The 22,741-nt window shown below is 61.4% G+C and carries 28 protein-coding genes; 20 read left to right on the top strand and 8 right to left on the bottom strand.

The window, feature by feature from the left end:
• Window positions 1-5 precede the first annotated feature (5 nt).
• The 3 genes from DHB74_RS12720 to DHB74_RS12710 all read left to right on the top strand — a co-directional run bounded on the left by DHB74_RS12720 (window position 6) and on the right by DHB74_RS12710 (window position 2,611).
• On the top strand, window positions 6-1,331 hold the full coding sequence (locus DHB74_RS12720; protein WP_280165256.1) for an MATE family efflux transporter: 1,326 nt from the start codon (window positions 6-8) through the stop codon (window positions 1,329-1,331).
• A gap of 175 nt (window positions 1,332-1,506) precedes the next feature.
• Complete coding sequence (sugE, locus tag DHB74_RS12715) at window positions 1,507-1,824, top strand: quaternary ammonium compound efflux SMR transporter SugE (protein WP_499161623.1); 318 nt, start codon at window positions 1,507-1,509, stop codon at window positions 1,822-1,824.
• Between the two features lie 43 nt (window positions 1,825-1,867).
• Window positions 1,868-2,611: a pseudouridine synthase gene (locus DHB74_RS12710; protein WP_499161622.1), complete on the top strand. Its 744-nt coding sequence runs from the start codon at window positions 1,868-1,870 to the stop codon at window positions 2,609-2,611.
• Here the strand turns inward: DHB74_RS12710 and DHB74_RS12705 are convergent.
• Window positions 2,608-3,711 carry a DUF2855 family protein gene (locus DHB74_RS12705; protein ID WP_036991037.1) on the bottom strand — a complete coding sequence of 368 codons (1,104 nt, stop codon included), beginning with the start codon at window positions 3,709-3,711 and terminating at the stop codon, window positions 2,608-2,610. The genes DHB74_RS12710 and DHB74_RS12705 overlap by 4 nt on opposite strands.
• Window positions 3,712-3,784: 73 nt before the next feature.
• Here DHB74_RS12705 and DHB74_RS12700 point away from each other — a divergent pair, with 73 nt between their 5' ends.
• The gene (locus DHB74_RS12700; protein WP_036991036.1) at window positions 3,785-4,438 is read left to right on the top strand and encodes a TetR/AcrR family transcriptional regulator; all 654 of its coding nucleotides are present in this window, start codon (window positions 3,785-3,787) and stop codon (window positions 4,436-4,438) included.
• On the opposite strand, the gene DHB74_RS12695 is transcribed toward DHB74_RS12700, so the two are convergent.
• Together DHB74_RS12695 and DHB74_RS12690 are read right to left on the bottom strand one after the other, a co-directional pair.
• The gene (locus DHB74_RS12695; RefSeq protein ID WP_499161621.1) at window positions 4,417-5,004 is read right to left on the bottom strand and encodes a DUF488 domain-containing protein; all 588 of its coding nucleotides are present in this window, start codon (window positions 5,002-5,004) and stop codon (window positions 4,417-4,419) included. The two genes, DHB74_RS12700 and DHB74_RS12695, sit on opposite strands and share 22 nt — an antisense overlap.
• A gap of 1 nt (window position 5,005) precedes the next feature.
• Window positions 5,006-5,218, bottom strand: coding sequence for a hypervirulence associated TUDOR domain-containing protein (locus DHB74_RS12690; protein ID WP_499161620.1), 213 nt, complete (start codon window positions 5,216-5,218; stop codon window positions 5,006-5,008).
• Window positions 5,219-5,366: 148 nt separating this feature from the next.
• Here DHB74_RS12690 and DHB74_RS12685 point away from each other — a divergent pair, with 148 nt between their 5' ends.
• From DHB74_RS12685 to DHB74_RS12655, 7 genes are all read left to right on the top strand, one after another.
• Window positions 5,367-5,804: a VOC family protein gene (locus DHB74_RS12685; protein ID WP_074781062.1), complete on the top strand. Its 438-nt coding sequence runs from the start codon at window positions 5,367-5,369 to the stop codon at window positions 5,802-5,804.
• Window positions 5,805-5,819: 15 nt separating this feature from the next.
• Window positions 5,820-6,224: a putative signal transducing protein gene (locus DHB74_RS12680; protein ID WP_036991031.1), complete on the top strand. Its 405-nt coding sequence runs from the start codon at window positions 5,820-5,822 to the stop codon at window positions 6,222-6,224.
• Window positions 6,225-6,266: 42 nt separating this feature from the next.
• Window positions 6,267-7,445 carry an efflux RND transporter periplasmic adaptor subunit gene (locus DHB74_RS12675; protein ID WP_036991028.1) on the top strand — a complete coding sequence of 393 codons (1,179 nt, stop codon included), beginning with the start codon at window positions 6,267-6,269 and terminating at the stop codon, window positions 7,443-7,445.
• A gap of 5 nt (window positions 7,446-7,450) precedes the next feature.
• A complete protein-coding gene (locus DHB74_RS12670; protein ID WP_036991026.1) occupies window positions 7,451-8,674 on the top strand; it encodes an ABC transporter permease in 1,224 nt (407 codons plus the stop codon).
• Complete coding sequence (locus tag DHB74_RS12665) at window positions 8,667-9,377, top strand: ABC transporter ATP-binding protein (RefSeq protein WP_036991025.1); 711 nt, start codon at window positions 8,667-8,669, stop codon at window positions 9,375-9,377. The genes DHB74_RS12670 and DHB74_RS12665 overlap by 8 nt, the downstream gene beginning before the upstream one ends.
• Before the next feature lie 90 nt (window positions 9,378-9,467).
• Entirely contained in the window at window positions 9,468-11,498 is a 2,031-nt protein-coding gene (locus tag DHB74_RS12660; protein WP_499161619.1) for a TonB-dependent receptor, read from the top strand.
• A 66-nt stretch (window positions 11,499-11,564) separates the two neighbouring features.
• Complete coding sequence (locus tag DHB74_RS12655; RefSeq protein ID WP_036991022.1) at window positions 11,565-11,876, top strand: YqfO family protein; 312 nt, start codon at window positions 11,565-11,567, stop codon at window positions 11,874-11,876.
• 57 nt (window positions 11,877-11,933) lie between these two features.
• On the opposite strand, the gene DHB74_RS12650 is transcribed toward DHB74_RS12655, so the two are convergent.
• The 3 genes from DHB74_RS12650 to DHB74_RS12640 form a co-directional block, all read right to left on the bottom strand.
• Window positions 11,934-12,893 carry a cytochrome-c peroxidase gene (locus tag DHB74_RS12650; RefSeq protein WP_051611137.1) on the bottom strand — a complete coding sequence of 320 codons (960 nt, stop codon included), beginning with the start codon at window positions 12,891-12,893 and terminating at the stop codon, window positions 11,934-11,936.
• 150 nt (window positions 12,894-13,043) lie between these two features.
• Window positions 13,044-13,532: a L,D-transpeptidase family protein gene (locus DHB74_RS12645; protein WP_136869097.1), complete on the bottom strand. Its 489-nt coding sequence runs from the start codon at window positions 13,530-13,532 to the stop codon at window positions 13,044-13,046.
• Window positions 13,529-14,089: an NUDIX hydrolase gene (locus tag DHB74_RS12640; protein WP_051611098.1), complete on the bottom strand. Its 561-nt coding sequence runs from the start codon at window positions 14,087-14,089 to the stop codon at window positions 13,529-13,531. Before DHB74_RS12640 ends, DHB74_RS12645 begins: the two co-directional genes overlap by 4 nt.
• A gap of 177 nt (window positions 14,090-14,266) precedes the next feature.
• On the opposite strand from DHB74_RS12640, the gene DHB74_RS12635 reads away from it, so the two are divergent.
• The 4 genes from DHB74_RS12635 to purT are packed head-to-tail and all read left to right on the top strand — an operon-like array spanning window position 14,267 to window position 16,798.
• Complete coding sequence (locus DHB74_RS12635; protein WP_285259272.1) at window positions 14,267-14,875, top strand: NUDIX hydrolase; 609 nt, start codon at window positions 14,267-14,269, stop codon at window positions 14,873-14,875.
• A complete protein-coding gene (locus DHB74_RS12630; protein ID WP_036991019.1) occupies window positions 14,875-15,399 on the top strand; it encodes a gamma carbonic anhydrase family protein in 525 nt (174 codons plus the stop codon). The genes DHB74_RS12635 and DHB74_RS12630 overlap by 1 nt, the downstream gene beginning before the upstream one ends.
• A complete protein-coding gene (locus DHB74_RS12625; RefSeq protein WP_074781051.1) occupies window positions 15,399-15,611 on the top strand; it encodes a DUF1289 domain-containing protein in 213 nt (70 codons plus the stop codon). The genes DHB74_RS12630 and DHB74_RS12625 overlap by 1 nt, the downstream gene beginning before the upstream one ends.
• Window positions 15,612-15,616: 5 nt before the next feature.
• On the top strand, window positions 15,617-16,798 hold the full coding sequence (purT, locus tag DHB74_RS12620) for a formate-dependent phosphoribosylglycinamide formyltransferase (RefSeq protein WP_074781049.1): 1,182 nt from the start codon (window positions 15,617-15,619) through the stop codon (window positions 16,796-16,798).
• A gap of 99 nt (window positions 16,799-16,897) precedes the next feature.
• Here the strand turns inward: purT and DHB74_RS12615 are convergent, their stop codons facing one another.
• Together DHB74_RS12615 and DHB74_RS12610 are read right to left on the bottom strand one after the other, a co-directional pair.
• Entirely contained in the window at window positions 16,898-18,181 is a 1,284-nt protein-coding gene (locus DHB74_RS12615) for an HlyC/CorC family transporter (protein ID WP_036991015.1), read from the bottom strand.
• 33 nt (window positions 18,182-18,214) lie between these two features.
• Window positions 18,215-19,015, bottom strand: a complete 801-nt coding sequence (locus DHB74_RS12610) for a cytochrome C assembly family protein (protein WP_036991014.1) — start codon at window positions 19,013-19,015, stop codon at window positions 18,215-18,217.
• A 156-nt stretch (window positions 19,016-19,171) separates the two neighbouring features.
• On the opposite strand from DHB74_RS12610, the gene ffh reads away from it, so the two are divergent.
• From ffh to rplS, 5 genes are all read left to right on the top strand, one after another.
• A complete protein-coding gene (gene ffh, locus DHB74_RS12605) occupies window positions 19,172-20,581 on the top strand; it encodes a signal recognition particle protein (protein ID WP_036991012.1) in 1,410 nt (469 codons plus the stop codon).
• Window positions 20,582-20,753: 172 nt separating this feature from the next.
• A complete protein-coding gene (gene rpsP / locus DHB74_RS12600; RefSeq protein ID WP_036991011.1) occupies window positions 20,754-21,002 on the top strand; it encodes a 30S ribosomal protein S16 in 249 nt (82 codons plus the stop codon).
• A 1-nt stretch (window position 21,003) separates the two neighbouring features.
• Window positions 21,004-21,546: a ribosome maturation factor RimM gene (gene rimM / locus DHB74_RS12595; RefSeq protein WP_036991010.1), complete on the top strand. Its 543-nt coding sequence runs from the start codon at window positions 21,004-21,006 to the stop codon at window positions 21,544-21,546.
• Window positions 21,547-21,549: 3 nt separating this feature from the next.
• Window positions 21,550-22,299 carry a tRNA (guanosine(37)-N1)-methyltransferase TrmD gene (gene trmD / locus DHB74_RS12590; RefSeq protein WP_036991009.1) on the top strand — a complete coding sequence of 250 codons (750 nt, stop codon included), beginning with the start codon at window positions 21,550-21,552 and terminating at the stop codon, window positions 22,297-22,299.
• Between the two features lie 32 nt (window positions 22,300-22,331).
• A complete protein-coding gene (gene rplS / locus DHB74_RS12585) occupies window positions 22,332-22,679 on the top strand; it encodes a 50S ribosomal protein L19 (protein ID WP_036991008.1) in 348 nt (115 codons plus the stop codon).
• Window positions 22,680-22,741: the final 62 nt, after the last annotated feature.

Below are 22,741 nucleotides of genomic sequence, written 5' to 3'. Positions count from 1 at the left end.
AGCCATTGAAGAACTTCACTGAAGGCTCCATCGCCAGACACCTGGGACGGTTTTCCCTGCCCATCGTTGTCTCCAGCCTGTTGCAGGTATCCATCCAGCTGATCAATGGCCTCTGGGTAGGTAACCTGCTGGGCAGTGCGGCCTTTGGTGCGGTGACGGTTGGCACCATCCTGATGATGGTGGTGTTTGCCTTTGTCATGGGCGTCAACCAGGCGACCCTGACAATCTTCGCCCAGCTGCGTGGTCGGGGGGATACGGAGGCGGTCCACGCTTACCTGAGCACCTTTGCCATTATTCTCGTGCTGTTGTCGGCGCTGATCGGCATTGCTGGCTATGTGTTTGCCGATGCGCTATTGGCGCTGCTCAATACGCCCCCGGCGATTATCGATGAAGCACGGCTATATCTGCAGATCACCTTCGCCGGCACCCTGCTGTTGGTGGGCTACAACTTCATCAGTACGGTCTTGCGCGCCTTCGGCGATAGCCGTACGCCGCTGTACTTCGTGCTGTTGGCCACGCTGTTGATTATCGTGCTGTCGCCCCTGTTTATCGGTGTGTTCCAGTGGGGCATTGCCGGGGCGGCCAGCGCGGTGATTGCGGCCCAGGGCGGCGCTTTCCTGTATAGCCTGGTGCATCTGGCGCGCAAATTTCCCGGCCATGGTTTCCACCTGCGGCTACCGCAGTGGCTGGAGGTACGAACCATCCTGCGACTGGGTATCCCATCCGGCGCGCAGATGGTGGTGATCCACGCTGGGACCACGGTGATTCTGTCGCTGGTGAACAGCCTCGGCGCCCATGCGGTCGCAGGCTTCGGTGCTGCCCAGCGGCTGGATCACCTCATCTTGCTGCCGGCGGTCGCATTGGGTACGGCGGTCACCGCAATGGCCGGGCAGAATATCGGCGCGCGGCACTGGCCGCGGGTAGCGCAGATCACCCGGGCCGGCATCGTCTACAACACGAGCATCATGTTGCTGTTGGCCAGCGTGCTGTATATCTGGGCGCAGCCGCTGGTCAGGCTATTCATCCAGGACGAGGCCAGCGTGGCCTTTGGCACCCACTATCTGAAGACCATCGCCTTCTTCTACCCCTTTATCGGGCTGAATTTTGTCTTCAATAGCGTGGTGCGCGGGGCGGGGGCGATGTTCCAGGTGCTGGCGCTGAATATCATCTCCCTGTGGATACTGCGGGTGCCGCTGGCTTACTGGGCTACCTCGGTCTACGGCGAAACCGGCGTGGCGCTGGGTATTGGTCTCAGTTTCATGCTCAGTGCGGGCTTTTCCTTCGCCTACTATCGGTGGGGACGCTGGCGGGACAAGCGACTGTTCAAGTGAGACTTGCACCGGTCAAACGGCCCTTGGTCCGCAGCTGCTAGCTGCCGGTGACCAGTGGTGTATAATCGCCCCAGCGCGGCGGCTATCGGCTTGCAGCGCTCTGCTATTCAAAGCGTGAGGACGACCTCACCGCTACTGTTCAAACGGGGACGGCCCCAGTCAGGAGATCTATCTGATGAATTGGGCCATCCTTGTTGTTGCTGGTCTGTTTGAAATTGGTTGGGCCGTGGGCTTGAAGTACACCGAAGGCTTCACCCGTCTGTGGCCGACGCTGGGTACGGTTGCTTCCATGGCGGTCAGTGTCTGGTTGCTGGGTATAGCCATGAAGGCGTTGCCGATAGGTACGGCCTATGCGGTGTGGGTCGGCATCGGCGCGGTGGGTACGGTAATGCTGGGTATCCTGCTGTTCGATGAGCCGGCGAATCCCATGCGGCTGATCAGCCTGGTATTGATCGGCGCCGGTATCCTGGGGTTGAAGTTGGCCACCGCCTGAGTGCATCTACCTTGCTGTCGCCATGTCATGAGCGCCTTTGCCATTGAGTCTGTCTACCGATAATCCGCTCACTGAAATCTACCGCGACTCGTGGTTGTTGGCAGTGCACAAGCCGGCTGGACTGCTGGTGCACCGCAGCCCGATTGATCGCCACGAAACGGAGTTCGCGCTGCAATATGCTCGCCGCCTCAATGGTGGCGAGCATGTCTATCCGGTGCATCGGCTGGATCGGCCAACCTCCGGTCTGCTGGTGTTTGCCCGTGATGCGGCAACGGCCAGTGTGCTGGGCAAGGCGCTGATGGCTGGCCAGGTGAGCAAAACGTATCTGGCCATGGTGCGCGGCTGGGCGCCGGAGCTGGGGCTGATCGACCATCCGTTGCGTGAACACGCTACTGATCGGCGCTGCAAGGATGAGCCGCAGCCACTGCGTGAGGCGTCGACGCGCTATCGGCGTCTGGCCACCACCGAGATTCCAGTCGAGATCGAAGGGTATCCCAGCAGTCGTTACAGCCTGCTGGCGCTGTATCCCGAAACCGGGCGCAAGCATCAGCTGCGCCGGCATATGCAACACATCAGCCATCCCATTCTTGGCGATACCAATTACGGGCGCACCCGCCACAACCACTACTTCGCCGAACGTTTCGGTTACAGCCGGCTGATGCTGGCTGCCACCGCAATGGCCTTTGTGCACCCGGTTACCGGCGCGCCGCTGGAGCTGCGCTGCCCGCCGGAGCCGAGTTTCCTGCAGGTGCTATCGCTCTTCGGTGAGGATGTTCCGCTGGCTTAGTCCAGGGTCACCACGTGCCCGTCAATCGGTGCGATGCGGCCATTGACCAGGGTATCGATCAGCGGTTGTGCTGCCTCCAGGCCATGATGGGTTTCCAGCCGCAGCCAGGGTGACTGGCTGTCGCTGACTCGCTTGATGAAGCTCAACTGCGCTTCATTGAAACGCCGGGTCACTTCTGCCGGGCCCCAGTCAGCATTGCGCTTGCGAATCTGGTTCGGGGCGAAGTAGCTCTGCGGTTGCGGGCCCTTGAGAACCAGCTTCTGCTCGCTGATATGATCCTGGCTGTGCGCCGAGCCGGCGTAGCAGTCATGTACCAGCGATTGTTCAAAGTGTGCATGCACGCGCTGGCGCAGCTCGGCATTGCCGGAAAAATCCACATACAGCGTCGGGATCGACGCATCCAGTGACTCCAGCTGGTCGTAGGTGACGCTCTGCTGATAACAGCCGAGGCCATCCACGTAGGCCTGGTTGCTGGCCGAGGTGATGCCCACCACTTCAATGTCCTTGCCCTCCAGGCAGAACACGGTGCCAAAGGCGGTCTTGCTGGAGGCGCTGGACACCAGTACGCGTTTGGCGCCGAAGAAACCGTTGTCTTCCAGGTAGTCGGCCAGCATGAACGAGGTGATGAACAGTGGCCGCAGCAGCATCTGATAGTCTTCGTTCTCCGGGCGGTAGGCCGCATCGGTGCGGTTACGCTGGTACTGGTTGTAGGCCGAGGTCAGCTCCAGGCGATGGGCGCTGCCATCATAGAAGCCGCGCTCGGTGACGCGCACCGGTTCGACCACCAGGTGCGTCGCGATTGGCCAGTAGCCGTAAAAACGCTCACCAATCTCCAGACCTTCCACGGTGGTGCTGACCACCTCGGCAAAGCCCCAGGCGGGCATGTGTCCCCAGGCTGCATCATCGGTAGGGAAGAAGTCCCAGTAACGCAGGTGCGGCGTATCACCGAAGGCGGCATAGGTGATGTTGTTGGTGGTCAACGCCAGGCGGTCGATCTTCAGCAGCGCCTGCCCGGCTTGCAGTTCACCGAGGGTTTGGGTGACGATGCGGGTACGCGCGAGATCGCTCTTGTCTGTTTGCAGGCTATGGATCTGGGTCATGATGAACTCCGGTAGACATAATGTGGATAGATAAACTGTACGCCAGCCAACGACTGGCCTGGTTCGGATAAGCATGAGCAACAAGACACCCCCGGTAAGCCGCAGTAAACCGCTGAAACGGCCCACTCAGGCCCGCGCACGCTTCACCGTGCAGGCGATATTCGATACCTATGTTCGGATTTGGCAGCGCGACGGCTGGGACAACCTGACCACCCGGGCGGTGGCGCTGGAAGCCGGCGTGGCCATCGGCACGCTGTATGACTACTTCCCGAGCAAGGAAGCGTTGCACTCAGCCTATGTGCGCCACTGCATCGAGACGCTGATCCAGGCGGTGGAGCAACAGGTGGTGCAACCGGCTGAGCTGGGCTGGCAACAGCGGATACGCCTGTTGATTCAGTTGCTCAGCGGTATGCATGAACTGTCCTGGTTCCATCCGGATATGCTGGCGCTGGAGCCCCGGGTCGCCGAGCAGAAACACCAGCAGCGCGCCTGCGCCGAGTTTCTCGCCATGTGGCGCCGGGTGTTCGACGCCTGTACCGATCTGCCACAGCAGCCCGCCGACAGCCTGGTCGAAGCCCTGCATCTGGCGGTGTGGGGTGGCCGCCGCTATGCCATGCAGTTGCGGCTGGACGAGATGCAGATGCGAACCTGGGCCGGAGAAATGGAGGCCATCTGCATCGCGCGACTCGCCCAGGAGCAAGCAAATCAGAATTCCAACTGCTGCTGAATGCCCTGGCTCCGTTCCCTGGCATTGAGTGGCTCGCCCCGGGTGGCATCGTAGGTCAGTCGACCTTGATATAGGCGAGCTGGGCGAGTGTATGGGTGTTCATCGCAGTGCTGTTCGTCCTGGATATGCATGACCCGGGTGCCGCCCACCATCAGTACATCGGATACCAGCGAACGGTGGCAGCGCCACCAGAGCACTTCCGCGCACATCATGCTGGTCCGGCGGCGTACCGCCAACTGCTGCAGTCGCTCCAGGCCGATGGCAAATTCGCGGCTGGCGGTATGGTCCGCGTAACCGCGGAACGATGCATTGCGCCAGGCCACGTTGACCGAATCGGCCGCGGCCCGTCGCCGGCCACCCAGTTCGGTGATCAGTTGATAGTCGATACCCGCCTCGTTCAGGCTGGCGCGCAGGGCCTCCTGGCCGAACTGCGGCAGGCGGCGGGAGCCGGGGAAGCGCCGGACATCGGCGATGGCTTCGATCCGGTAGTGGTGGAGCAGGGCGATGAACTCTTCGATTGAGCGGGTCGAGTGGCCAATAGTCCAGATGGTCTCTGCCTGGGCCATGTCACTTGATCCTGGTCAGGGCATCTTCTCGGTGCAAGGCGATGTGATCGGTCTTGTCGCTCTTGATCTCGTACTGCGGTGAGTCTTCGCTCGCTCTGCGTGGATGGCCTTTGTAGGTGGTGTCCGAGGTATGCACTTTGATGATGGTGCCGCTGACCCGCCCAGCCTCGGAATTCCAGCTGACGTGATCATCGATCTTGAACTTCTGACTCATGATCTCTCCCTCAATAGCCTGTTACCTCTGTGACCAGCGGCAGAAGGGAAGGTTTGTGCGGAATTGTCGGCAGTTGGCAGGCTGCCGGTGGAAAAGCTACTCTTGGTCCGGTGTCATCCAATCCACACAGCACACCGGAGGTACCGATATGGAGACGCAAGAATTGCACCGTGGACGGCTGATCGACCATGTTCAACTGGTCGTCCGGGATCTGTCCGCTGCGCAGGGGTTCTACACCGCCATTGCCGATGTATTGAATATCCCCATCGGCGGCAGTGGCGATGGTTTTTTCTGGATCGATGAGCTGGTGGTGTCGGCAACCGACTCCGAGGCGGCGCTGGGCGAGTTGACCGGCCGTCAGCATCTGGCCTTCCAGGCGCAGGACCGTGCCATGGTCGACGCCGTTTACCGTGCTGCACTGGCCAACGGTGGGCGGGACAATGGGGCGCCGGGGTTACGCCCTTATCATCCCAACTATTACGCAGCGTTCATGCTGGACCCTGACGGTAACAATATCGAAGCGGTTTACCATGGGGAGGCCCGACGCAGTGCGCCCTCGGTGCACATCACCTTTGATGCCGAATAGAGCCGAGCCAAGGCCATGCTGGTAACCGTCTCCCGCTACAGCTTCCCTTACGAAGCCCATATCGCCCGCGCGCGGCTGGAGACGGAAGGTATTCCCGCCTTCGTCGCCGATGAGCACACCATCAATATGCAATGGTTGTATTCCAATGCGCTGGGCGGCGTGCGGCTGCAGGTGCCGGAGCCGTATGCGCAGGCCGCCCAGGCGATCCTGGCCGAAGATCGTGAACCGGACCTGATCGAGCAGCAGGGGGAAGAGACGAAGGTCTGCCCGCACTGTGGTAGCACCAACACGGAATACCACCAGATCGGACGGCGCTGGGCCTTTCTCGTCTTCATCGGTATCCACTTTCCGCTGTTCCCGGTGCAGGACGGGATCAAATGCCGGGATTGCGGCAAAATATCAGCGCAGTCCGATCTGTAATATATTGATTGCTCACATTTCTCTGCGGCAAGGATCTGCGTTGTGCCCACCCAGTCACGCTGGTTGCTGATCGTATTACCTGTTCTGCTGCTGGCCGTATGGCTCGGCTGGCGCCACTGGCAGGGGCCTGAAGTATCCGGCTATCGGCTGGAAATGCGGCCGCTGGTGCAACGGGTGGTGGCCAGTGGCGAGGTGGACAGTCAATCGTTGGCCCAGGTGGGCAGCGAGATAACCGGTGTGGTGAAAGCGCGGCATGTGCGCGAAGGCGATCGCGTTCAGGCTGGGGACCTGCTGCTGGAGCTGCGCGACGACGAGCAGCAGGCGCGGTTGCGGGAAGCCGAAGCCGCTTTGCAACAACTGGTGAGTTCCCAGCGGCCCCAGGCCCAGGCGGCGCTGCGCGAGGCACAGAATAATCTGGCCCAGGTCACCCGCGAGCGGGAGCGGCGGGATGAGCTGTTCCAGCGCCAATTGATCTCCGCCGAGCAGCGCGAGCAGGCGCGCCAGGCGGAAATCAGCGCGCGGGTTGCCCGTGATCGCGCGCAACTGGCCGCCAGCGCCGCTGCTTCCGGTGGCAGCGATGAGCAGGTATTGCAGCAACGCCTGGCCGCAGCCCGCGCGGCGCTGGAGCGCACGCAGATTCGCGCGCAGGTGGATGGCGTGGTGCAGGTGCGCGACGTCGAGCCGGGTGATCTGGTGCAACCCGGCAGCACCTTGCTGCAGATTGCCCGAACCGACAGCCGCGAAATCATCGTCCCGCTGGATGAAAAGGATCTGGGCCCGGTCGCTGTCGGCCAGCCGGCGGTAATCATCGCCGATGCGTTTCCCCTTGAGGCGCTGGCAGGGGAGGTCAGCTTTATCGCACCGGCCATCGATACCAATCGCGGCACCATCGATATTCACCTGGATCTGCAGCGGCCAGCGGACTTTCTGCGCCAGGGCATGACGGTCTCGGTGGATATCCGTACCGGCAGACGCGACCAGGCGCTGGTGGTGCCCAACGATGCGCTGTTCAGTCGCCAGGGCCAAGAGGCCGAAGTGTTGCGCTGGACCGCTGATCGGCAGGTGGAGCGGGTGCCGGTGCAGCTTGGTCTGCGCGGCACCGGCCTGACCGAAATTACCGAGGGGCTGAGCGCGGGTGATGTCGTGCTGGCGGACCAGGCGGCGGAAGGGAAGCGGATATGGGTACGTATTGAGCCGATGCTGGTCGGCGACAGGGAGTAACGAGGATGCGACCGTTGCTGGCCAGCGCCTGGACCGAGTGGCTGATCGCGCTGCGCTTTCTGCTGGATAATCGCATGCAGACCCTGCTGATCCTGTTCGGCATTACCGTGGGCTCGGCGGTGATTGTATTCATCACTGCACTGATTACCGGGCTGCAGGAGAACGTGATCGAGCGCACCCTGGGTACCCAGGCGCACATCCGCATTCTGCCGCTGGATGAGTTCAACCGCCTTGCTCCGCTGCCGGATGATGCCGTATCGCTGGTGCTGGAAAGCCCGCGGGCCCAGCGCCTGCGCTCGATCAGCAACTGGCAGGATGTGGTGGCGGTGCTGGATCAACATCCGCGGTTGCCGGCGGTGTCGCCGGTGGTCAGCGGCCCGGCATTGGCGCTCAGCGGCGTGGCCCGCGCCTCGGTGGCGCTGATCGGTATGGACCCGGAGCGCTATGAGCGCATCATTCCGGTCAGCGATGACCTGATTGCCGGGGCATTTCGCGTGGGCGCAGGCCATGCGGTGATTGGCAGCGAGCTGGCCGGGGATCTCGGGCTGGATGTCGGCGACAAGTTGCGACTGGATGGCGGCGACGGCCGGGAAGCGGTGGTCGATATCGCCGGCATTTTCGAACTCGGCGTGCGTGAGCTGGATGCGCGCTATGTGTATCTCGACCTGAAACAGGCCCAGACCCTGCTCGCGCTGCCGGGGGGAGTGACGGTGATCGATACCCGGGTGGATGAGATCTTTGCCGCCGATGAACTGGCCAGGCGCATCGAACGGCTGACCGGATTGCAGGCCGAAAGCTGGATGCAGACCAACGGCCAACTGCTCAATGCGCTGACGTCCCAGAGCATGACGACCGAGATGATCCGCGTGTTCGTCGGCATTTCCGTGGCCTTTGGTATTGCCAGTGTGCTGGCGGTCAGCGTGGTGCAGCGGACCCGGGAAATCGGCATTCTACGCGCAATGGGCAGCCCGCGAGGGCAGATTCTGCGGGTGTTTCTGCTGCAGGGCGGATTACTCGGGCTGATCGGTTCCGGCATCGGTGGCGCGGTGGGTTGGGGGCTGGTGCAGATATTCAACATCTTCGGGCCGGGGTTGTTCTGGGTGCCAGTGGAGCCGGCGCTGGTGCCGGTGGCAATGCTGATCGCCACCCTGGCCGGCGTGTTGGCGGCAGCGGTGCCGGCCCGCCGTGCTGCCCGTTATGATCCGGCGGTGGCGATCCGTTATGTCTGATGAAGTGTTGCGTCTGCAGGGTATCGGCAAGACTTTCAACCAGGGTACGCCACTGGAAAGCACCGTGTTGCGGGATATCGACCTGCGGCTGGGCCGCGGCGAGCTGACGGCGCTGATCGGTCCGTCCGGCTCCGGCAAGAGCACCCTGCTCAATCTCATCGGCTTGCTGGATGTGCCCAGCGCCGGGGAGCTCTACCTGCAGGGCCGGCCAACCCGCGATAGCGATGACACAACCCGCACTCACCTGCGCAACCAGGCGTTGGGTTTTGTGTTTCAGTTCCACCATCTGATTTCCGCCTTCAGCGTGCTGGAAAACGTGCTCATGCCGTTGATCATCCGCAGTGGCCGCCCTTCGGCAGACGCCGTTGAACTGGCGCGCAGCCTGTTGCGTGAGGTTGGGTTGGAGGACCTGGCCGACAAGAAACCGACCGAGATTTCCGGTGGTCAGCAACAGCGGGTGGCAATTGCCCGCGCGCTGATTACCCGTCCGCCACTGCTGCTGGCCGATGAACCCACCGGCAACCTCGACAGCAAGACCGCCGCCAGCGTGTTCGAACTGTTCCGGCGGATCAACGAGCAATTCGGCTGCTCGATTCTGGTCGTCACCCATGACCCCCGTCTGGCCGCCAGCTGCCCGCGTACCGTGCAACTGGTCGATGGCCGCATCGTCAGCGATGAATTGAACAAACCACCCTCCGGCTAAAATAAAAACTTGATTGTTATAATATAACGAATAATACTTCCGCTCCTTCGCGGCCTGTAGTGGGTCGGTTCGTTCGATAGGGGAGGGATAATGGAAAAATCAGGTTACTGGTGGCTTGGCGCGGTTGCGCTGGCGGGACTGTCGGCGCCAGCGTCGGCGGCGGATGAAGCGGCAGCATTGCCGGATACCATCGTGCGGGCATCCGCCCTGAACAGTCAGGTGGGGGAAATGAGCTCGGCCAGCGTCGTACTGCAGGGCGAAGAGCTGACCCGGCGCCGGTCGGCAACCCTGGGCGATACGCTGTCCAGTCAGCCGGGCATTCATTCCAGTGGTTTCGGCCCGGGCGTGGGGCGGCCAGTGATTCGCGGCCTGGAAGGCAGCCGGGTCAAGGTGCTGAGTGATGGAGTAGACGTGCTGGATGCGTCCACCAGCAGCCCGGACCACGCCATTACCAGTGAGATGCAGTTGCTGGAACAGATCGAAGTGATCAAGGGACCGGCCACGCTGATGTACGGTGGTGGTGCGATCGGTGGGGTGGTCAACCTGATCGATCGCCGCGTGCCGACCTATGTGCCGGAGCGCGGGGTGGAAGCGGATCTGGAAGTGCGCGGCAACACGGTGGCGGATGAGCGCGCCGGTGCCTTCGGCATCACCGCTGGTGCCGGCCAGTTTGCCGTGCGGCTGGAAGGTAGCAAATTGGAAGCCGATCCTTATGACATCCCCGGCACGCCTTCCAAACAGGAAGGCGCATTCAACGAGTCCGATTCCGCCGGGCTGGGCCTGAGCTGGATTGGTGAGCGCGGTTACCTCGGTCTGGCCTACAGCGAGCAGAACCGCGAATACGGTCTGCTTGCCCATGAACACGCCGATTGCCATACCCACGGCCCCGATTGGCACTGCGGCGGCCATGGGCACGACCACGATCATGACCACGATCACGGGCATGAGCATGGCGCTGCCTATATCGACATGCAGCAGCAACGCTGGGACCTGCGCGGCGAGTACCAGGAGCCCTTCGCCGGCTTCGACCGGGTGCGCCTGCGTATGGCCCATACCGATTACAGCCACCGGGAAATGGAAGGCAGCGAGGTGGGCACCCGCTTCGAGAATCAGGGTAGCGAAGCGCGCCTGGAGCTGACCCACAAGCCCGTCGCCGGCTGGCGCGGCGTGCTGGGTGGGCAGACCTCCCGACGTGATTTCTCCGCCCTGGGTGAAGAGGCCTACGTGCCCGCCACCCTTACCGCCAACCATGCGCTGTTCCTGGTAGAGGAGCTGGAATTGGGCAACTGGCGCTATGAATGGGGTCTGCGTCACGAGTGGCAGAATATCGACGTGAAACGCAGTGCCCGTGATGCATCCCACCGGGGCACCTCCGTCTCGGCCGGTGCCACCTGGCGCTTCGTGCCGGAATATGCCCTGTTCGCCAATCTGTCCCGCTCGCAGCGGCTGCCCACCGCCGAGGAGCTGTATGCCATGGGGCCGCATGCCGCGACCCGTACGGTGGAACTGGGCAACGCCAACCTGCAGGAGGAAACCGGTTACAACATGGAGATCGGCCTGCGTAAGCTCAGCGGCAGACTGACCTACAGCCTGAGCGCCTTCCGCAATCAGGTGGATGACTTCATCTACGCCGCCGATGCGGGCTACGATCCGGGTGGCGATTATCGGGTAGTCGAGTACCAGCAGAACGATGCGGTGCTGCAGGGGCTCGAAGGCAGCTTCGGTATCCAGGCCACCGAGAGTCTGCAGCTGACCTTGTTTGGCGATACCGTGCGCGGCAAGCTGCGTGACGGTGGCGGCAACCTGCCGCGTATACCCGCCGACCGCTATGGACTGCGGCTGGAGCAGCGGCTGACCAGCCACATGGATGCGCAACTGGAAGGTTATCGGGTGCGTCGCCAGGGTGATACTGCGGCCTATGAAACCGACACTGCCGCCTACACCATGCTCATGGCCGGGCTGAGTTACCACGGCTACAGCCAGAACGGCATGAACTACCTGTTGTATGCGCGGGCCAACAACCTGCTGGATGAGAAGGCGCGTCAACACACTTCCTTCATCAAGGATGAAGTGCTGTTGCCGGGACGTAATCTGACCGTAGGTATGCGCCTCAGCTTCTGATATTGATTGAGCGACGTGCTCCGGGCTGCAACACTGACACCAGTGTTTTCAGCCCGGAGTCATGCCATGTATAAGCTCTGCTTTTTTGTCCCTGAATCCCATCTCGAGCCGGTCAAGGCGGCGGTTTTTGCCGCCGGGGGCGGGCGTATCGGCGATTATGAGCATTGCTGCTGGCAGGTGCTGGGGCAGGGGCAGTTCCGGCCTGGGCCGGGCGCCGATCCCTTTATCGGCAAAGCCGGTGAGCTGGAGCAGGTGCCTGAGTATCGGGTGGAGCTGGTATGCGCGGACGAGCTGATCGTGGCCGCCGTAGCGGCGCTCAAGCAAGCTCACCCCTATGAAGAGCCGGCCTATGATGTGTGGCAGTTGGCGGATATCTGACTTGCCGGCATAAAAAAGCCGCGCCCCGGATGGGACGCGGCCTGGTTTCGGCCGAGATTATTGCTTGATGCCGAACGGCTGGGGCCGCGGTGTGTCGTTGGTCGACGGCGGTAGTATCGGCATGGTGAAGGTCGGCTGATCACCGGTCAGTGTCTTCAGGAAGGCGACCACGTTGTCGATTTCCTGTTCATCCAGCTTACGACCCAACTGCAGGCGCGCCATGACGTCCGTGGCCTCTTCCAGGGTCCAATAGGCCCCGTCATGGAAGTAGGGGTAGGTCAACTCGACGTTACGCAGTGTCGGCACCTTGAAGGTGAAACGGTCCGCATCCTTGCCGGTGACCGCCGCACGGCCTTCCGCCGGATTGGAGGTCTGGTAGGGTTCGACCACGCCCATGCGCTGGAAGGACGTGCCGCCCGCGGCCGGGCCGTTGTGACAGGCTACACAACCGATGGACTTGAAGGTGTTGTAGCCGGCCAATTCCTGTTCGGTGATGGCCTTGTCGTCACCCTTGAGCCATTGGTCGAAGCGCGAGTTGGGCGTGACCAGGGTTTCCTCGAATACCGCGATGGCGTCGGTGATGTTGTCGATGGTCACGTCGGCGCTGCCGTAGACTTTGGCGAATTCCTCCCGATACTGCGGAATGGAGTTGATCACATCCACTGCCAGCACATGGCTGGAGGCCATTTCCATTGGGTTGGCGATGGGTCCACCGGCCTGCTCCTGCAGGTTGGCGGCACGGCCATCCCAGAATTGCGCCACGCTCAGGCTGGAATTCAGCACGGTCGGCGAGTTGATCGGGCCTTGCTGCCAGTTGTGGCCAATGGAGGTCGGCAGGTTGTCACTGCCCCCGGTACTCAGGTTGTGACATGAATTGCAGGAAATGAAGCCGGACATGGACAGGCGCGGATCGAACCACAGCTTCTTGCCCAGCTCGACCTTCTCCGGTTCGGTAATGGTGGCGGGCTCGATGGGCTTGATCAGTTCAGTGCTCAGTCGGTCGGCATGCGCCTGCATGCTGAAACCGAACCCGGTGGCGATGGCGATAGTGAGTAGCTTCTTCACGGATAATGCTCCTTGATGCGTAGCACGACAGGCATGGTTCTGTGGCCATGCTCTTGATGTGGCTAGTGTCGCTGAGAGGAGCGTGAAGGGTGTTGATCTGTATCAAGGTCTTATTTCAACGAGGGTGCCGTCTGGGGCCAGCTCCCAGAGTTCCCGCATGCTGCGATTGTCCAGCGCGATGCAGCCATTGGTCCAGTCGAGCCCGGTGAAGAACCACTCGGGGTACTCCTCATCCACCGGTGTGCCGTGAATCATGATCATGCTGCCGGGGTCCACGCCGCGCTTCCAGGCTTCGGCGCGATCCTTGAGGTTGGGGTAGTCCAGATGCAGGCTGAGGTTGTAGCTGGGGCTGTGGTGACGCCAATCGATGCTGTAGATGCCTTCCGGAGTGCGGTTATCGCCGCGTTCCTGTTTATGACCGACCGGCTGTTTGCCCAGCGCGATCCGATAATGCCGTATCACCTGGCCGTCACTGATCACTTCCAGTCGGCGTTCCTGTTTATGGATCAGCAGTTTCTCGATGATCACGGTATCCGCCAGACAGCTACCGGCGAGCAAACCGAGCAGCAGCGCCGCCCACCAGCGACTCATGGATTGACGCCGTCGGCTAGACGCTGGGGCCAGACGATATCGCGCATGCGCACCGGGAACTCCTGGGTCGGGTAATCGAGGAAATACTGTTTCAGCGTTTTACCGATGGTCGGAAACGCCAACTGCTCCCAGGGAATTTCCGCCTCGCTGAACAGTCGGACTTCCAGGCTCTCTTCTCCGGCGGAGAAATCCATGTCGGCCAACTGGCCGCGGAAAAACATGTAGACCTGGTTGATGTGGGGCAGGTTGAACAGCATATACAGTTGCTGCTGCGCCACCCTGGCGCGTGCTTCTTCCCAGGTTTCCCGCAGCGCGGCCTGTTCGGTGGTCTCGCCGTTCTCCATGAAACCCGCCGGCAGCGTCCAGAAGCCATGGCGTGGTTCGATGGCGCGCCGACATAGCAATACATGTCGCTCATGGGTGACCAGGCAGCCAGCGACGATGCGTGGATTCTGATAATGAATGACCTGGCAATGCCCGCAGACGTAGCGTGGGCGGGTGTCTCCCTGCGGGATGGCTTCGCTGACGGCGTGGCCGCAATGGCAGCAGAATTTCATGTTCCGGCGACTCCCGGCTGAACAGTTTGATAGCTATCTTGCTGCGCAATTGCCGAAGGGTAAAGAGGCGCAGCCGCTTCAATGTAACGGCTATGGGATACTATTCAGGTATCGGCGGGGCGCTGGCCCGGTAATGATGATCATGACATGATGGGTAAAAACAACGAGGTAGGTTGCATGCTGGACAAAGTGCGCGAGCGGGTCCCGGAATATCGCCCGCGATTGGTTGAGGCTGCCGGTTTGCCGGAAGCCGGTGTGCTGGTGCCGGTAACGTGCGTGGATAACGAGCCCGAGATCATCCTCACCCTGCGCTCCAACAGCCTTTCAACCCATTCGGGCGAGGTGGCTCTACCCGGTGGTCGGCGTGACCCGGGGGATGTGGATCTGTCTTATACCGCGCTGCGTGAAGCCCACGAGGAAATTGGCCTGCTGCCGGATCTGGTCGAGGTGGTCGGGCCGCTGGGCAGCCTGGTGTCGCGCTTCGGCATCAAGGTCACCCCCTATGTCGGCATCGTGCCGGATGTATTCGACCTGCGGCCCAACGAGAGCGAAATCCAGGAAGTCTTCCGCGTACCGGTCAGCTTCTTCCTCGGCGACAACCGCGAAATGACCCACCGCATCGATTACGAAGGGCGCAGCTGGTATGTGCCCAGCTACCGTTATGAAGGTTTCAAGATCTGGGGGCTCACGGCATTGATTCTGGTGGATCTGATGAACGTGGCGTTCGACGCCCGCATCCCGCTGCGCACCCCGTCCAAAGACGCAATTCCGATCAAGGAGCAATAATGAAATATCGACTGGGCGATGACCGGGTGGAAATGGCCGATGATGCCTGGATCGCCGATACGGCGGTGGTGATTGGCAAGGTGCGTCTGGAGGCAGGCGCCAGCGTCTGGTTCAACGCTGTGCTGCGGGGCGACAACGAGCTGATCCTGATCGGCGAGAACAGCAATGTGCAGGACGGGGCGGTGATGCATACCGATCCCGGTGCGCCGCTGACCCTGGGCAAGGGCGTTACCGTTGGCCACAAGGCGATGCTGCACGGCTGCACCGTAGGTGATTACAGCCTGATCGGCATCAATGCCGTGGTGCTCAATGGCGCCAAGATCGGCCGCAATTGCATCATCGGTGCCAACGCGCTGATTCCCGAGGGCAAGGAGATTCCCGATGGTTCGCTGGTCATGGGCTCACCGGGCAAGGTGGTGCGCCAGTTGAGCGAGCAACAGCAGCAGGCGATCGCCGCGGGCGGCGCCCACTATGTGCACAATGCCCAGCGCTACCGCCGTGATCTGCAGCCGCAGGATGACTGATGAGCGCTGAGCAACAACCGGTCAGGTCCCCCTGCGTGTACGTCTGCTGTCTGGATGACAATGACATCTGCACCGGCTGCCAGCGCAGCGGGGCGGAAATCACCGAGTGGGGACGTGCCACTGATGAACGGCGCCGGGAAATCCTGCGTCTGTGTGAACGCCGGGCCCGCGAGCAGGGCGTCTGGATGAATATTGGAACTGTGAAAGGATAATCGGCATGCCCCGCATAGGAACACCACTGACCGGGAGTGCTACCCGTGTACTGCTGCTTGGCTCCGGCGAGCTGGGCAAGGAAGTGACCATCGAACTGCAGCGCCTGGGCTGCGAAGTCATTGCCGTTGATCGCTACGCCAATGCTCCGGCCATGCAGGTGGCGCACCGCAGCCACGTGATCAACATGCTGGATGCCGCCGCGCTGCGTCAGGTCATCGAGCTGGAGCGGCCGGCTTATATCGTGCCGGAGATCGAGGCCATTGCCACCGCGGCGTTGGTCGAACTGGAAACGGAAGGGTACACCGTCATCCCCACGGCCCGTGCCGCACGGCTGACCATGGACCGGGAGGGCATTCGCCGGCTGGCCAGTGAAGAACTGAAGCTACCGACCTCACCCTATCGCTTTGCCGAGGGTCATGCGGATTATCTGGCGGCGGTCCGCGAGATCGGTCTGCCCTGCGTGGTCAAGCCGGTGATGAGCTCCTCGGGCAAGGGCCAGAGTCTGCTGCGCAGTGAACAGGATATCGAGGCGGCTTGGGAATATGCCCAGTCTGGCGGCCGCGCCGGAGTGGGGCGGGTCATTGTCGAGGGTTTCGTCGATTTCGATTACGAGATCACTTTGCTGACGGTGCGGCATGCTGCTGGCACCAGCTTCTGCGCGCCCATAGGCCATCGCCAGGAAGGGGGTGACTATCGTGAATCCTGGCAGCCGCAGCAAATGAGCGAGCAGGCGCTGGCACAGGCTCAGCAGGTGGCGCGCAGCATCACCGATGCGCTGGGCGGTCGCGGTGTGTTCGGTGTTGAGCTGTTTATCAAGGGTGACCAGGTGTGGTTCAACGAGGTGTCGCCGCGCCCACACGACACCGGCCTGGTAACGCTGATCTCCCAGGACCTGTCGGAATTCGCCCTGCATGCCCGCGCCATTCTCGGGCTGCCGATTCCGCAGATCCGTCAGTTCGGTCCTTCGGCCTCGGCGGTCATCATGGCTGAAGGCTGCTCCGAGTCAGTCGGCTATGCCAATCTGCAGCAAGCGCTCAGTGAACCGGACACCCAGTTGCGGCTGTTCGGCAAGCCCGGGGTGGACGGATTGCGGCGGATGGGTGTGGCGCTGGCGCGGGATACGGATATCGAACTGGCGCGGGCCCGGGCCCGCCGCTCGGCGGAGGCGGTGCAGGTCGAGCTATAGATAGAAGCTGTATAGATAGAGGCTGCACTTTTCATCTGGGGGCAGCCTTGGCCGCGAACGAGCTCTCGCCGTCTTGAGCACGGCCGGAGTCTCTGATTATCAAGCCTCCGGCGTTTCCCGCGGACGCGGCTGCACCTGCCAGATGCGCACGCTCTTGACCATGTTGTCCTTGGTCTGCAGGATTTCCATGCGGTATTGACCAACGCTCAGGCCCACACTGTTTTCCGGGATGCTCTCCAGGCGCTCTGTGATCAGGCCGTTGAGCGTCTTGGGGCCATCCTCGGGCAGCTTCCACAGCAATTGGCGGTTGATCGCCCGCAGGGCCACGCTGCCATCAATGACATGACTGCCGTCCGCCTGGGGGTGGATATCATGATTGGCGGGCAGCAGATCGGTGGTGAATTCGCCGACGATCTCTTCGAGAATGTCTTCCAGGGTCACCAGTCCGATCACGTCACCATACTCATCCACCACAAAGCCGATGCGTCGCTTGTGCTTCTGAAAATTCAGCAACTGGGTGTGCAGTGGAGTATTTTCCGGAATGAAGTACGGGTCCTTGCAGCAGGCGATCAGGTTTTCCTTGGTCAACTCGTTGCGGCTGAGCAGGCGGGCAATGTGACGCATGTGCACCAGGCCGGTGACGTTGTTGATGTCGCCGCGAAATACCGGTAGTCGGGTATGGTGACTGGTGCGCAGCTGGTCAAGGATCAGCGGCATCTCATCGTCCAGATCGATGCCATAGGCCTCGTTGCGCGGCACCATGATGTCATTGACCGTCATCTTCTCCAGATCGAGGATGCTCAGCAGCATGTTCTGGCGCTTGCGGGTGATGCCCAGGCTGGCCTCGTTCACCACGGTGCGCAGTTCCTCGGCGCTGAGCTGGCCGCCATCGCTGCTGTTCGGGTTGACTCCCATCAACCGCAGCAAGGCATTGCTTATCGAGCTGCATAGCCAGACCACCGGGTAGAGCACCCGTTGCAGCATCTGGAGGATGATGCTGACGCGAAAGGCGATCATCTCTGGGTGCAACGCCGCCAGGGTTTTAGGCGTTATTTCGCCAAAAATGAGGATGACAATCGTCAGGGCAATGGTGGAAATGGCGATGCCGGCATCGCCCCATAACCGTACCGCGACCACGCTGGCGATGGAGGCTGCAAGAATGTTGACGATATTGTTGCCAACCAGAATGGTGCCCAGCAGGCGGTCGGGGCGGCTGAGCAGTTTCTCGGCCCGCTGGGCTGAGCGATTGCCCTTCTTGCTGACGTGTTTGAGGCGGTAGCGGTTGAGGCTCATCATGCCCGTTTCCGAGCTGGAGAAGAACGCCGAGAGGACGATGAGCACAGCCAGTATCAGTAGGAGAGCACCGATATTTGTATCATTCACGGGCAGCCCCGGTACGGTTGGTGAGTGTTGCCATCACATCGGCAGAATGAATTCGCTGACCAGTTTGCTGCCGAAGAATGCCAGCATCAGCAACAGGAAACCGCCCAGGGTCCAGCGGATCGCGAAGCTGCCGCGCCAGCCGCGAAAATGTCTGCCCCATAGCAGAATGCCGAACACCACCCAGGCCAGGCAGGACAGCAGGGTCTTGTGCGCCACGTTCTGGGCAAACATGTTGTCGAGGAACACGAAGCCGGACAGCAGCGACAGGGTGAGCAGCACCTCGCCACAGAGCACGAACTGGAATAATAGCGCTTCCATGGTCTGCAGCGGCGGGAAGGTGCGGTTGAAACGCACCGGATTACGATGCTTGAGCTGGTTGTCCTGAACGGCCAGCAAGCCGGCCTGGAAAACGGCGATGGTGAAAATGCCGTAGGCCAGGATCGACAGCATGACGTGGATCATCAACGCCGAATGGCCAGGAATGACTGCTGCGCCATGGGACGGAAACAGCCAGGCCAGCAGGTCGGTGATCAGCGCCAGCGGGAAGAGTCCGATCAACAGGCTGGTGACCGGTGCGCGCAGGCTGAATATCAGGGTGACCGCCAGTACCAGCCAGGCGATTAACGAGGATACATGGAAGAAGCCGAACGACAAGCCATTGCCGGTGAAGATCTGGACATAGAGACCACCCGCGTGGCACAGCAGGGCGACCAGGCCGATACCGCGCAGCAAACCGGGGCTGGCACTGCGCCGCCGCATCAGGCAACGAATCTGGTAAAGCGTACCGCCAAGATAGAAAGCAGCGGCAAGCAGGCTGAATATCGGTGCTGTCATACGTCCTTGAAAATGCCTATCAATTAGAAGTGGAGTGTCGCACAAGCCGCGTTGAGGATAAAGCGCTTGCTGCATCCATACCAACCCCAATGTATACTGGCCGGCCAGTACGCCTCAACCCGTCACGGGGTACGCGGGGCAAAGGAGAATTCATCGATGTTTGAAAATCTTACCGAACGCCTCTCGGCGAGTCTGGCGGGGGTCACCGGCCGCGCCAAGCTGACCGAGGACAATATCAAGGACACCTTGCGCGAAGTACGCATGGCGCTGCTTGAGGCTGACGTCGCCCTGCCGGTGGTCAAGACCTTCGTGGACCAGGTGCGTGACCGTGCCGTGGGCCAGGAGGTGTCCCGCAGCCTGTCGCCGGGACAGGTGTTCGTCAAGATCATCAAGACCGAGCTGGAAGCGGTCATGGGCCAGGCCGAAGGGCTGAACCTGGCGGTGTCGCCGCCGGCCGTCATTCTGATGGCGGGCCTGCAAGGTGCCGGTAAGACCACCAGCGTCGCCAAGCTGGCCAAGACTCTGCGCGAACGCCAGAAGAAGAAGGTCATGGTGGTCAGTGCCGACGTTTACCGTCCGGCCGCCATCAAGCAGCTCGAGACACTGGCCACGGAAGTGGATGTCACCTTCTTCCCGTCGGATCTGAGCCAGAAGCCGGTCGCCATTGTCGAAGCGGCCATGCGTGAAGCGAAGAACCGCTTCATGGATGTGCTGATTATCGATACCGCCGGCCGTCTGCATGTCGACGCCGACATGATGGACGAGATCAAGGCGGTACATGCGGCAGCCAAGCCCGCCGAGACGCTGTTCGTGGTGGACGCCATGACCGGTCAGGACGCCGCCAACACGGCCCAGGCGTTCAACGAGGCGCTGCCACTGACCGGGGTGATCCTGACCAAGGTCGACGGTGACGCGCGTGGTGGTGCTGCGCTGTCGGTGCGGCACATTACCGGCAAGCCGATCAAGTTCCTTGGTGTCGGCGAGAAGACCGATGCCCTCGAGCCTTTCCATCCGGACCGGGTCGCCTCGCGCATCCTCGGCATGGGTGACGTGCTCAGCCTGATCGAACAGGCCGAGCAGAAGCTGGACAAGGACAAGGCCGAAAAACTGGCCAAGAAGCTCAAGAAAGGCAAGGGCTTCGATCTGGAAGATTTCCGTGATCAACTGCAGCAGATGCGTGGCATGGGCGGGCTGGGCTCGATGATGGATAAATTGCCGATGATGGGCAAGATCAATCCCGCGCAGATGGAAACCGCCCAGACCCAGGCGGAAAAGCAGTTCAAGCAGATGGAAGCGATCATCAACTCGATGACGCCCGCCGAACGGCGTAACCCCGACATCATCAGCGGCTCGCGCAAGCGCCGTATCGCGGCCGGCTCCGGTAGCCAGATCCAGGATATCGGCCGGGTGATCAAGCAGCACAAGCAAATGCAGAAGATGATGAAGAAGGTCAGCGGCAAGGGCGGCATGGCCAAGCTCATGCGCGGTATGGGTGGCATGGGCGGCGGCGGTGGTGGTGGCATGCTGCCGCCGGGCGGCGGCATGGGCGGAATGCCCCGTTTCTGACGGGTTGCGCCGGCCGGGTTCGGCCTTGAAGTCGTGCCCGTCGGCCCGCTAGCGGGTCGGGGCACAAAAGAGTTTCATTTGTTTGCGATATTCCGTAGAATACGCGACCTTTCGGGCTAGATGCTCGTAATGAATTTGTGAGTCTTACTCAAATACAGGAAATGATGTCCACATGGTAACCATTCGTCTTGCTCGTGGTGGCTCCAAGAAGCGCCCTTTCTATCACCTGACTGTTGCCAACAGCCGCAATGCCCGCGATGGCCGCTTTGTTGAGCGCGTTGGTTTCTTCAACCCGGTTGCTGCCGGTGGCGAGCCTCGCCTGTCCGTTAACCAGGAGCGCGTAAGCTACTGGCTGGGTCAGGGCGCACAGCCGTCCGAGCGCGTTGCCTCCCTGCTGAAGGAAGCTCAGGCCTCTGCCTGATATGACACGCCAGCCTGAGCCGGCTGGATCGCCTCTGGTGGTCCTCGGCAAGATCGTATCGGTTCATGGCATACGCGGAGCGGTGAAGGTGTATTCGCACACCGACCCGCTGGACAACGTGCTCGACTACCCCGAGTGGACTCTCCGCAAGGGTAGTGCGCAGCAATCGGTGTCCGTCGTTGCGGGACGTGTTCAAGGGCGCATTCTGGTGGTTCAGCTCAAGGGGCTGGATGACCGGGACAAGGCGCTTGAACTGGTGGATTGGGAAATCTGCGTGCCGCGAGCTGAATTGCCGGCGTTGGAAGACGGCGAGTTTTACTGGCATCAGCTGGAAGGACTGCAGGTAGTGACCCTTGAGGGTCAGCTGCTCGGTCGTATCGACCACCTGCTGGAAACCGGCTCCAACGATGTCATGGTGGTAAAGCCCTGTGCGGGCAGTCTGGATCAGCGCGAACGGCTGTTGCCGTATCTGCCGGATCTGTACGTAAAGCACATCGACCTGGCGGAAGGTGTCATGCAGGTCGATTGGGATCCGGAGTTCTGACCGGTGTGGGCCGGTGTGGTAACCCTGTTTCCCGAGATGTTCACGGCGCTGACCGAGCACGGAGTGACCGGCAGGGCCGTCAAGCGAGGGCAACTGACCGTCGAGTTCAGTAATCCTCGTGAGCATGCCCATGATCGTCATCGCACGGTCGATGACCGGCCCTTTGGCGGTGGTCCGGGCATGTTGATGAAAGTCGAGCCGTTGTTGGAGGCCATTGAGGCCATCCGGCAAAAGGCGCCTTCAAGCCCAAGGGTGATCTATCTGTCGCCCCAGGGTCAGCCGCTGACGCAGCAACGGGCCGAAGAGCTGGCCCAACTGGACAGTCTGGTCCTGCTGTGCGGCCGCTACGAAGGCATCGACGAACGCATTGTCGAGACCTGTGTCGACGAGGAAATTTCCATCGGCGATTACGTACTGTCCGGCGGTGAGCTGGGAGCCATGGTGCTCCTGGATGCGGTAACCCGACTGATTCCCGGCGTGCTTGGGCACGTGGATTCAGCGGCAGAGGATTCCTTTTCGGAAGGGTGGCTGGACTGTCCACACTACACCCGGCCGGAAGAGTTTGCGGGGCAGCGCGTACCGGAGGTGCTGCTCAGTGGTAATCATGCACTGATCCGGCGCTGGCGTCTCAAGCAGTCCTTGGGCAGAACCTGGCAACGACGCCCGGAGCTGCTCGCAGAACTGACGTTGAGCAAAGAACAGCAGCAACTGTTGGCGGAATACATCCGCGAACAGGAAACCGATAACCATTGAAGCAAGTCCGGCGGCTTGTAGGAGTTTTAGAAATGTCCAACATCATTGCCCAGCTCGAAGCAGAGCAGATGACCCGTGAAGTTACCCCGTTCGCACCGGGTGACACTGTCATCGTCCAGGTTAAAGTGAAGGAAGGCGATCGTCAGCGTCTGCAGGCCTTCGAAGGCGTGGTTATCGGCAAGCGTAACCGCGGCCTGAACTCCGCTTTCACCGTCCGCAAGATCTCCAGCGGTGTCGGCGTCGAGCGTACCTTCCAGACTTTCTCGCCGATGGTTGACAGCATCACCGTCAAGCGTCGCGGCGACGTGCGCAAGGCCAAGCTGTACTACCTGCGCGCCCTGTCCGGCAAGGCAGCCCGCATCAAGGAAAAACTGTCCTGATCGGACGTTTTACCTGCAAACAGAAAACCGCCTCCGGGCGGTTTTTTGTTGCCTGCGACAAA

Origin of the sequence: Pseudomonas sp. G11-1, from assembly GCF_024031555.1 — a bacterium.
Lineage (GTDB): Bacteria > Pseudomonadota > Gammaproteobacteria > Pseudomonadales > Pseudomonadaceae > Halopseudomonas > Halopseudomonas bauzanensis.
This window is presented reverse-complemented; position numbering and strand designations above follow the sequence as displayed.

Bases quoted from the DNA above. Each gene is read 5' to 3' on its own strand.
- sugE (WP_499161623.1), top strand. From the start codon at position 1,507: ATGAATTGGGCCATCCTTGTTGTTGCTGGTCTGTTTGAAATTGGTTGG.
- DHB74_RS12705 (WP_036991037.1), bottom strand. From the start codon at position 3,711: ATGACCCAGATCCATAGCCTGCAAACAGACAAGAGCGATCTCGCGCGT.
- DHB74_RS12700 (WP_036991036.1), top strand. From the start codon at position 3,785: ATGAGCAACAAGACACCCCCGGTAAGCCGCAGTAAACCGCTGAAACGG.
- DHB74_RS12695 (WP_499161621.1), bottom strand. From the start codon at position 5,004: ATGGCCCAGGCAGAGACCATCTGGACTATTGGCCACTCGACCCGCTCA.
- DHB74_RS12690 (WP_499161620.1), bottom strand. From the start codon at position 5,218: ATGAGTCAGAAGTTCAAGATCGATGATCACGTCAGCTGGAATTCCGAG.
- DHB74_RS12685 (WP_074781062.1), top strand. From the start codon at position 5,367: ATGGAGACGCAAGAATTGCACCGTGGACGGCTGATCGACCATGTTCAA.
- DHB74_RS12680 (WP_036991031.1), top strand. From the start codon at position 5,820: ATGCTGGTAACCGTCTCCCGCTACAGCTTCCCTTACGAAGCCCATATC.
- DHB74_RS12670 (WP_036991026.1), top strand. From the start codon at position 7,451: ATGCGACCGTTGCTGGCCAGCGCCTGGACCGAGTGGCTGATCGCGCTG.
- DHB74_RS12665 (WP_036991025.1), top strand. From the start codon at position 8,667: ATGTCTGATGAAGTGTTGCGTCTGCAGGGTATCGGCAAGACTTTCAAC.
- DHB74_RS12660 (WP_499161619.1), top strand. From the start codon at position 9,468: ATGGAAAAATCAGGTTACTGGTGGCTTGGCGCGGTTGCGCTGGCGGGA.
- DHB74_RS12655 (WP_036991022.1), top strand. From the start codon at position 11,565: ATGTATAAGCTCTGCTTTTTTGTCCCTGAATCCCATCTCGAGCCGGTC.
- DHB74_RS12650 (WP_051611137.1), bottom strand. From the start codon at position 12,893: ATGCAGGCGCATGCCGACCGACTGAGCACTGAACTGATCAAGCCCATC.
- DHB74_RS12645 (WP_136869097.1), bottom strand. From the start codon at position 13,532: ATGAGTCGCTGGTGGGCGGCGCTGCTGCTCGGTTTGCTCGCCGGTAGC.
- DHB74_RS12640 (WP_051611098.1), bottom strand. From the start codon at position 14,089: ATGAAATTCTGCTGCCATTGCGGCCACGCCGTCAGCGAAGCCATCCCG.
- DHB74_RS12635 (WP_285259272.1), top strand. From the start codon at position 14,267: ATGCTGGACAAAGTGCGCGAGCGGGTCCCGGAATATCGCCCGCGATTG.
- DHB74_RS12630 (WP_036991019.1), top strand. From the start codon at position 14,875: ATGAAATATCGACTGGGCGATGACCGGGTGGAAATGGCCGATGATGCC.
- DHB74_RS12625 (WP_074781051.1), top strand. From the start codon at position 15,399: ATGAGCGCTGAGCAACAACCGGTCAGGTCCCCCTGCGTGTACGTCTGC.
- purT (WP_074781049.1), top strand. From the start codon at position 15,617: ATGCCCCGCATAGGAACACCACTGACCGGGAGTGCTACCCGTGTACTG.
- DHB74_RS12610 (WP_036991014.1), bottom strand. From the start codon at position 19,015: ATGACAGCACCGATATTCAGCCTGCTTGCCGCTGCTTTCTATCTTGGC.
- ffh (WP_036991012.1), top strand. From the start codon at position 19,172: ATGTTTGAAAATCTTACCGAACGCCTCTCGGCGAGTCTGGCGGGGGTC.
- rpsP (WP_036991011.1), top strand. From the start codon at position 20,754: ATGGTAACCATTCGTCTTGCTCGTGGTGGCTCCAAGAAGCGCCCTTTC.
- rimM (WP_036991010.1), top strand. From the start codon at position 21,004: ATGACACGCCAGCCTGAGCCGGCTGGATCGCCTCTGGTGGTCCTCGGC.
- rplS (WP_036991008.1), top strand. From the start codon at position 22,332: ATGTCCAACATCATTGCCCAGCTCGAAGCAGAGCAGATGACCCGTGAA.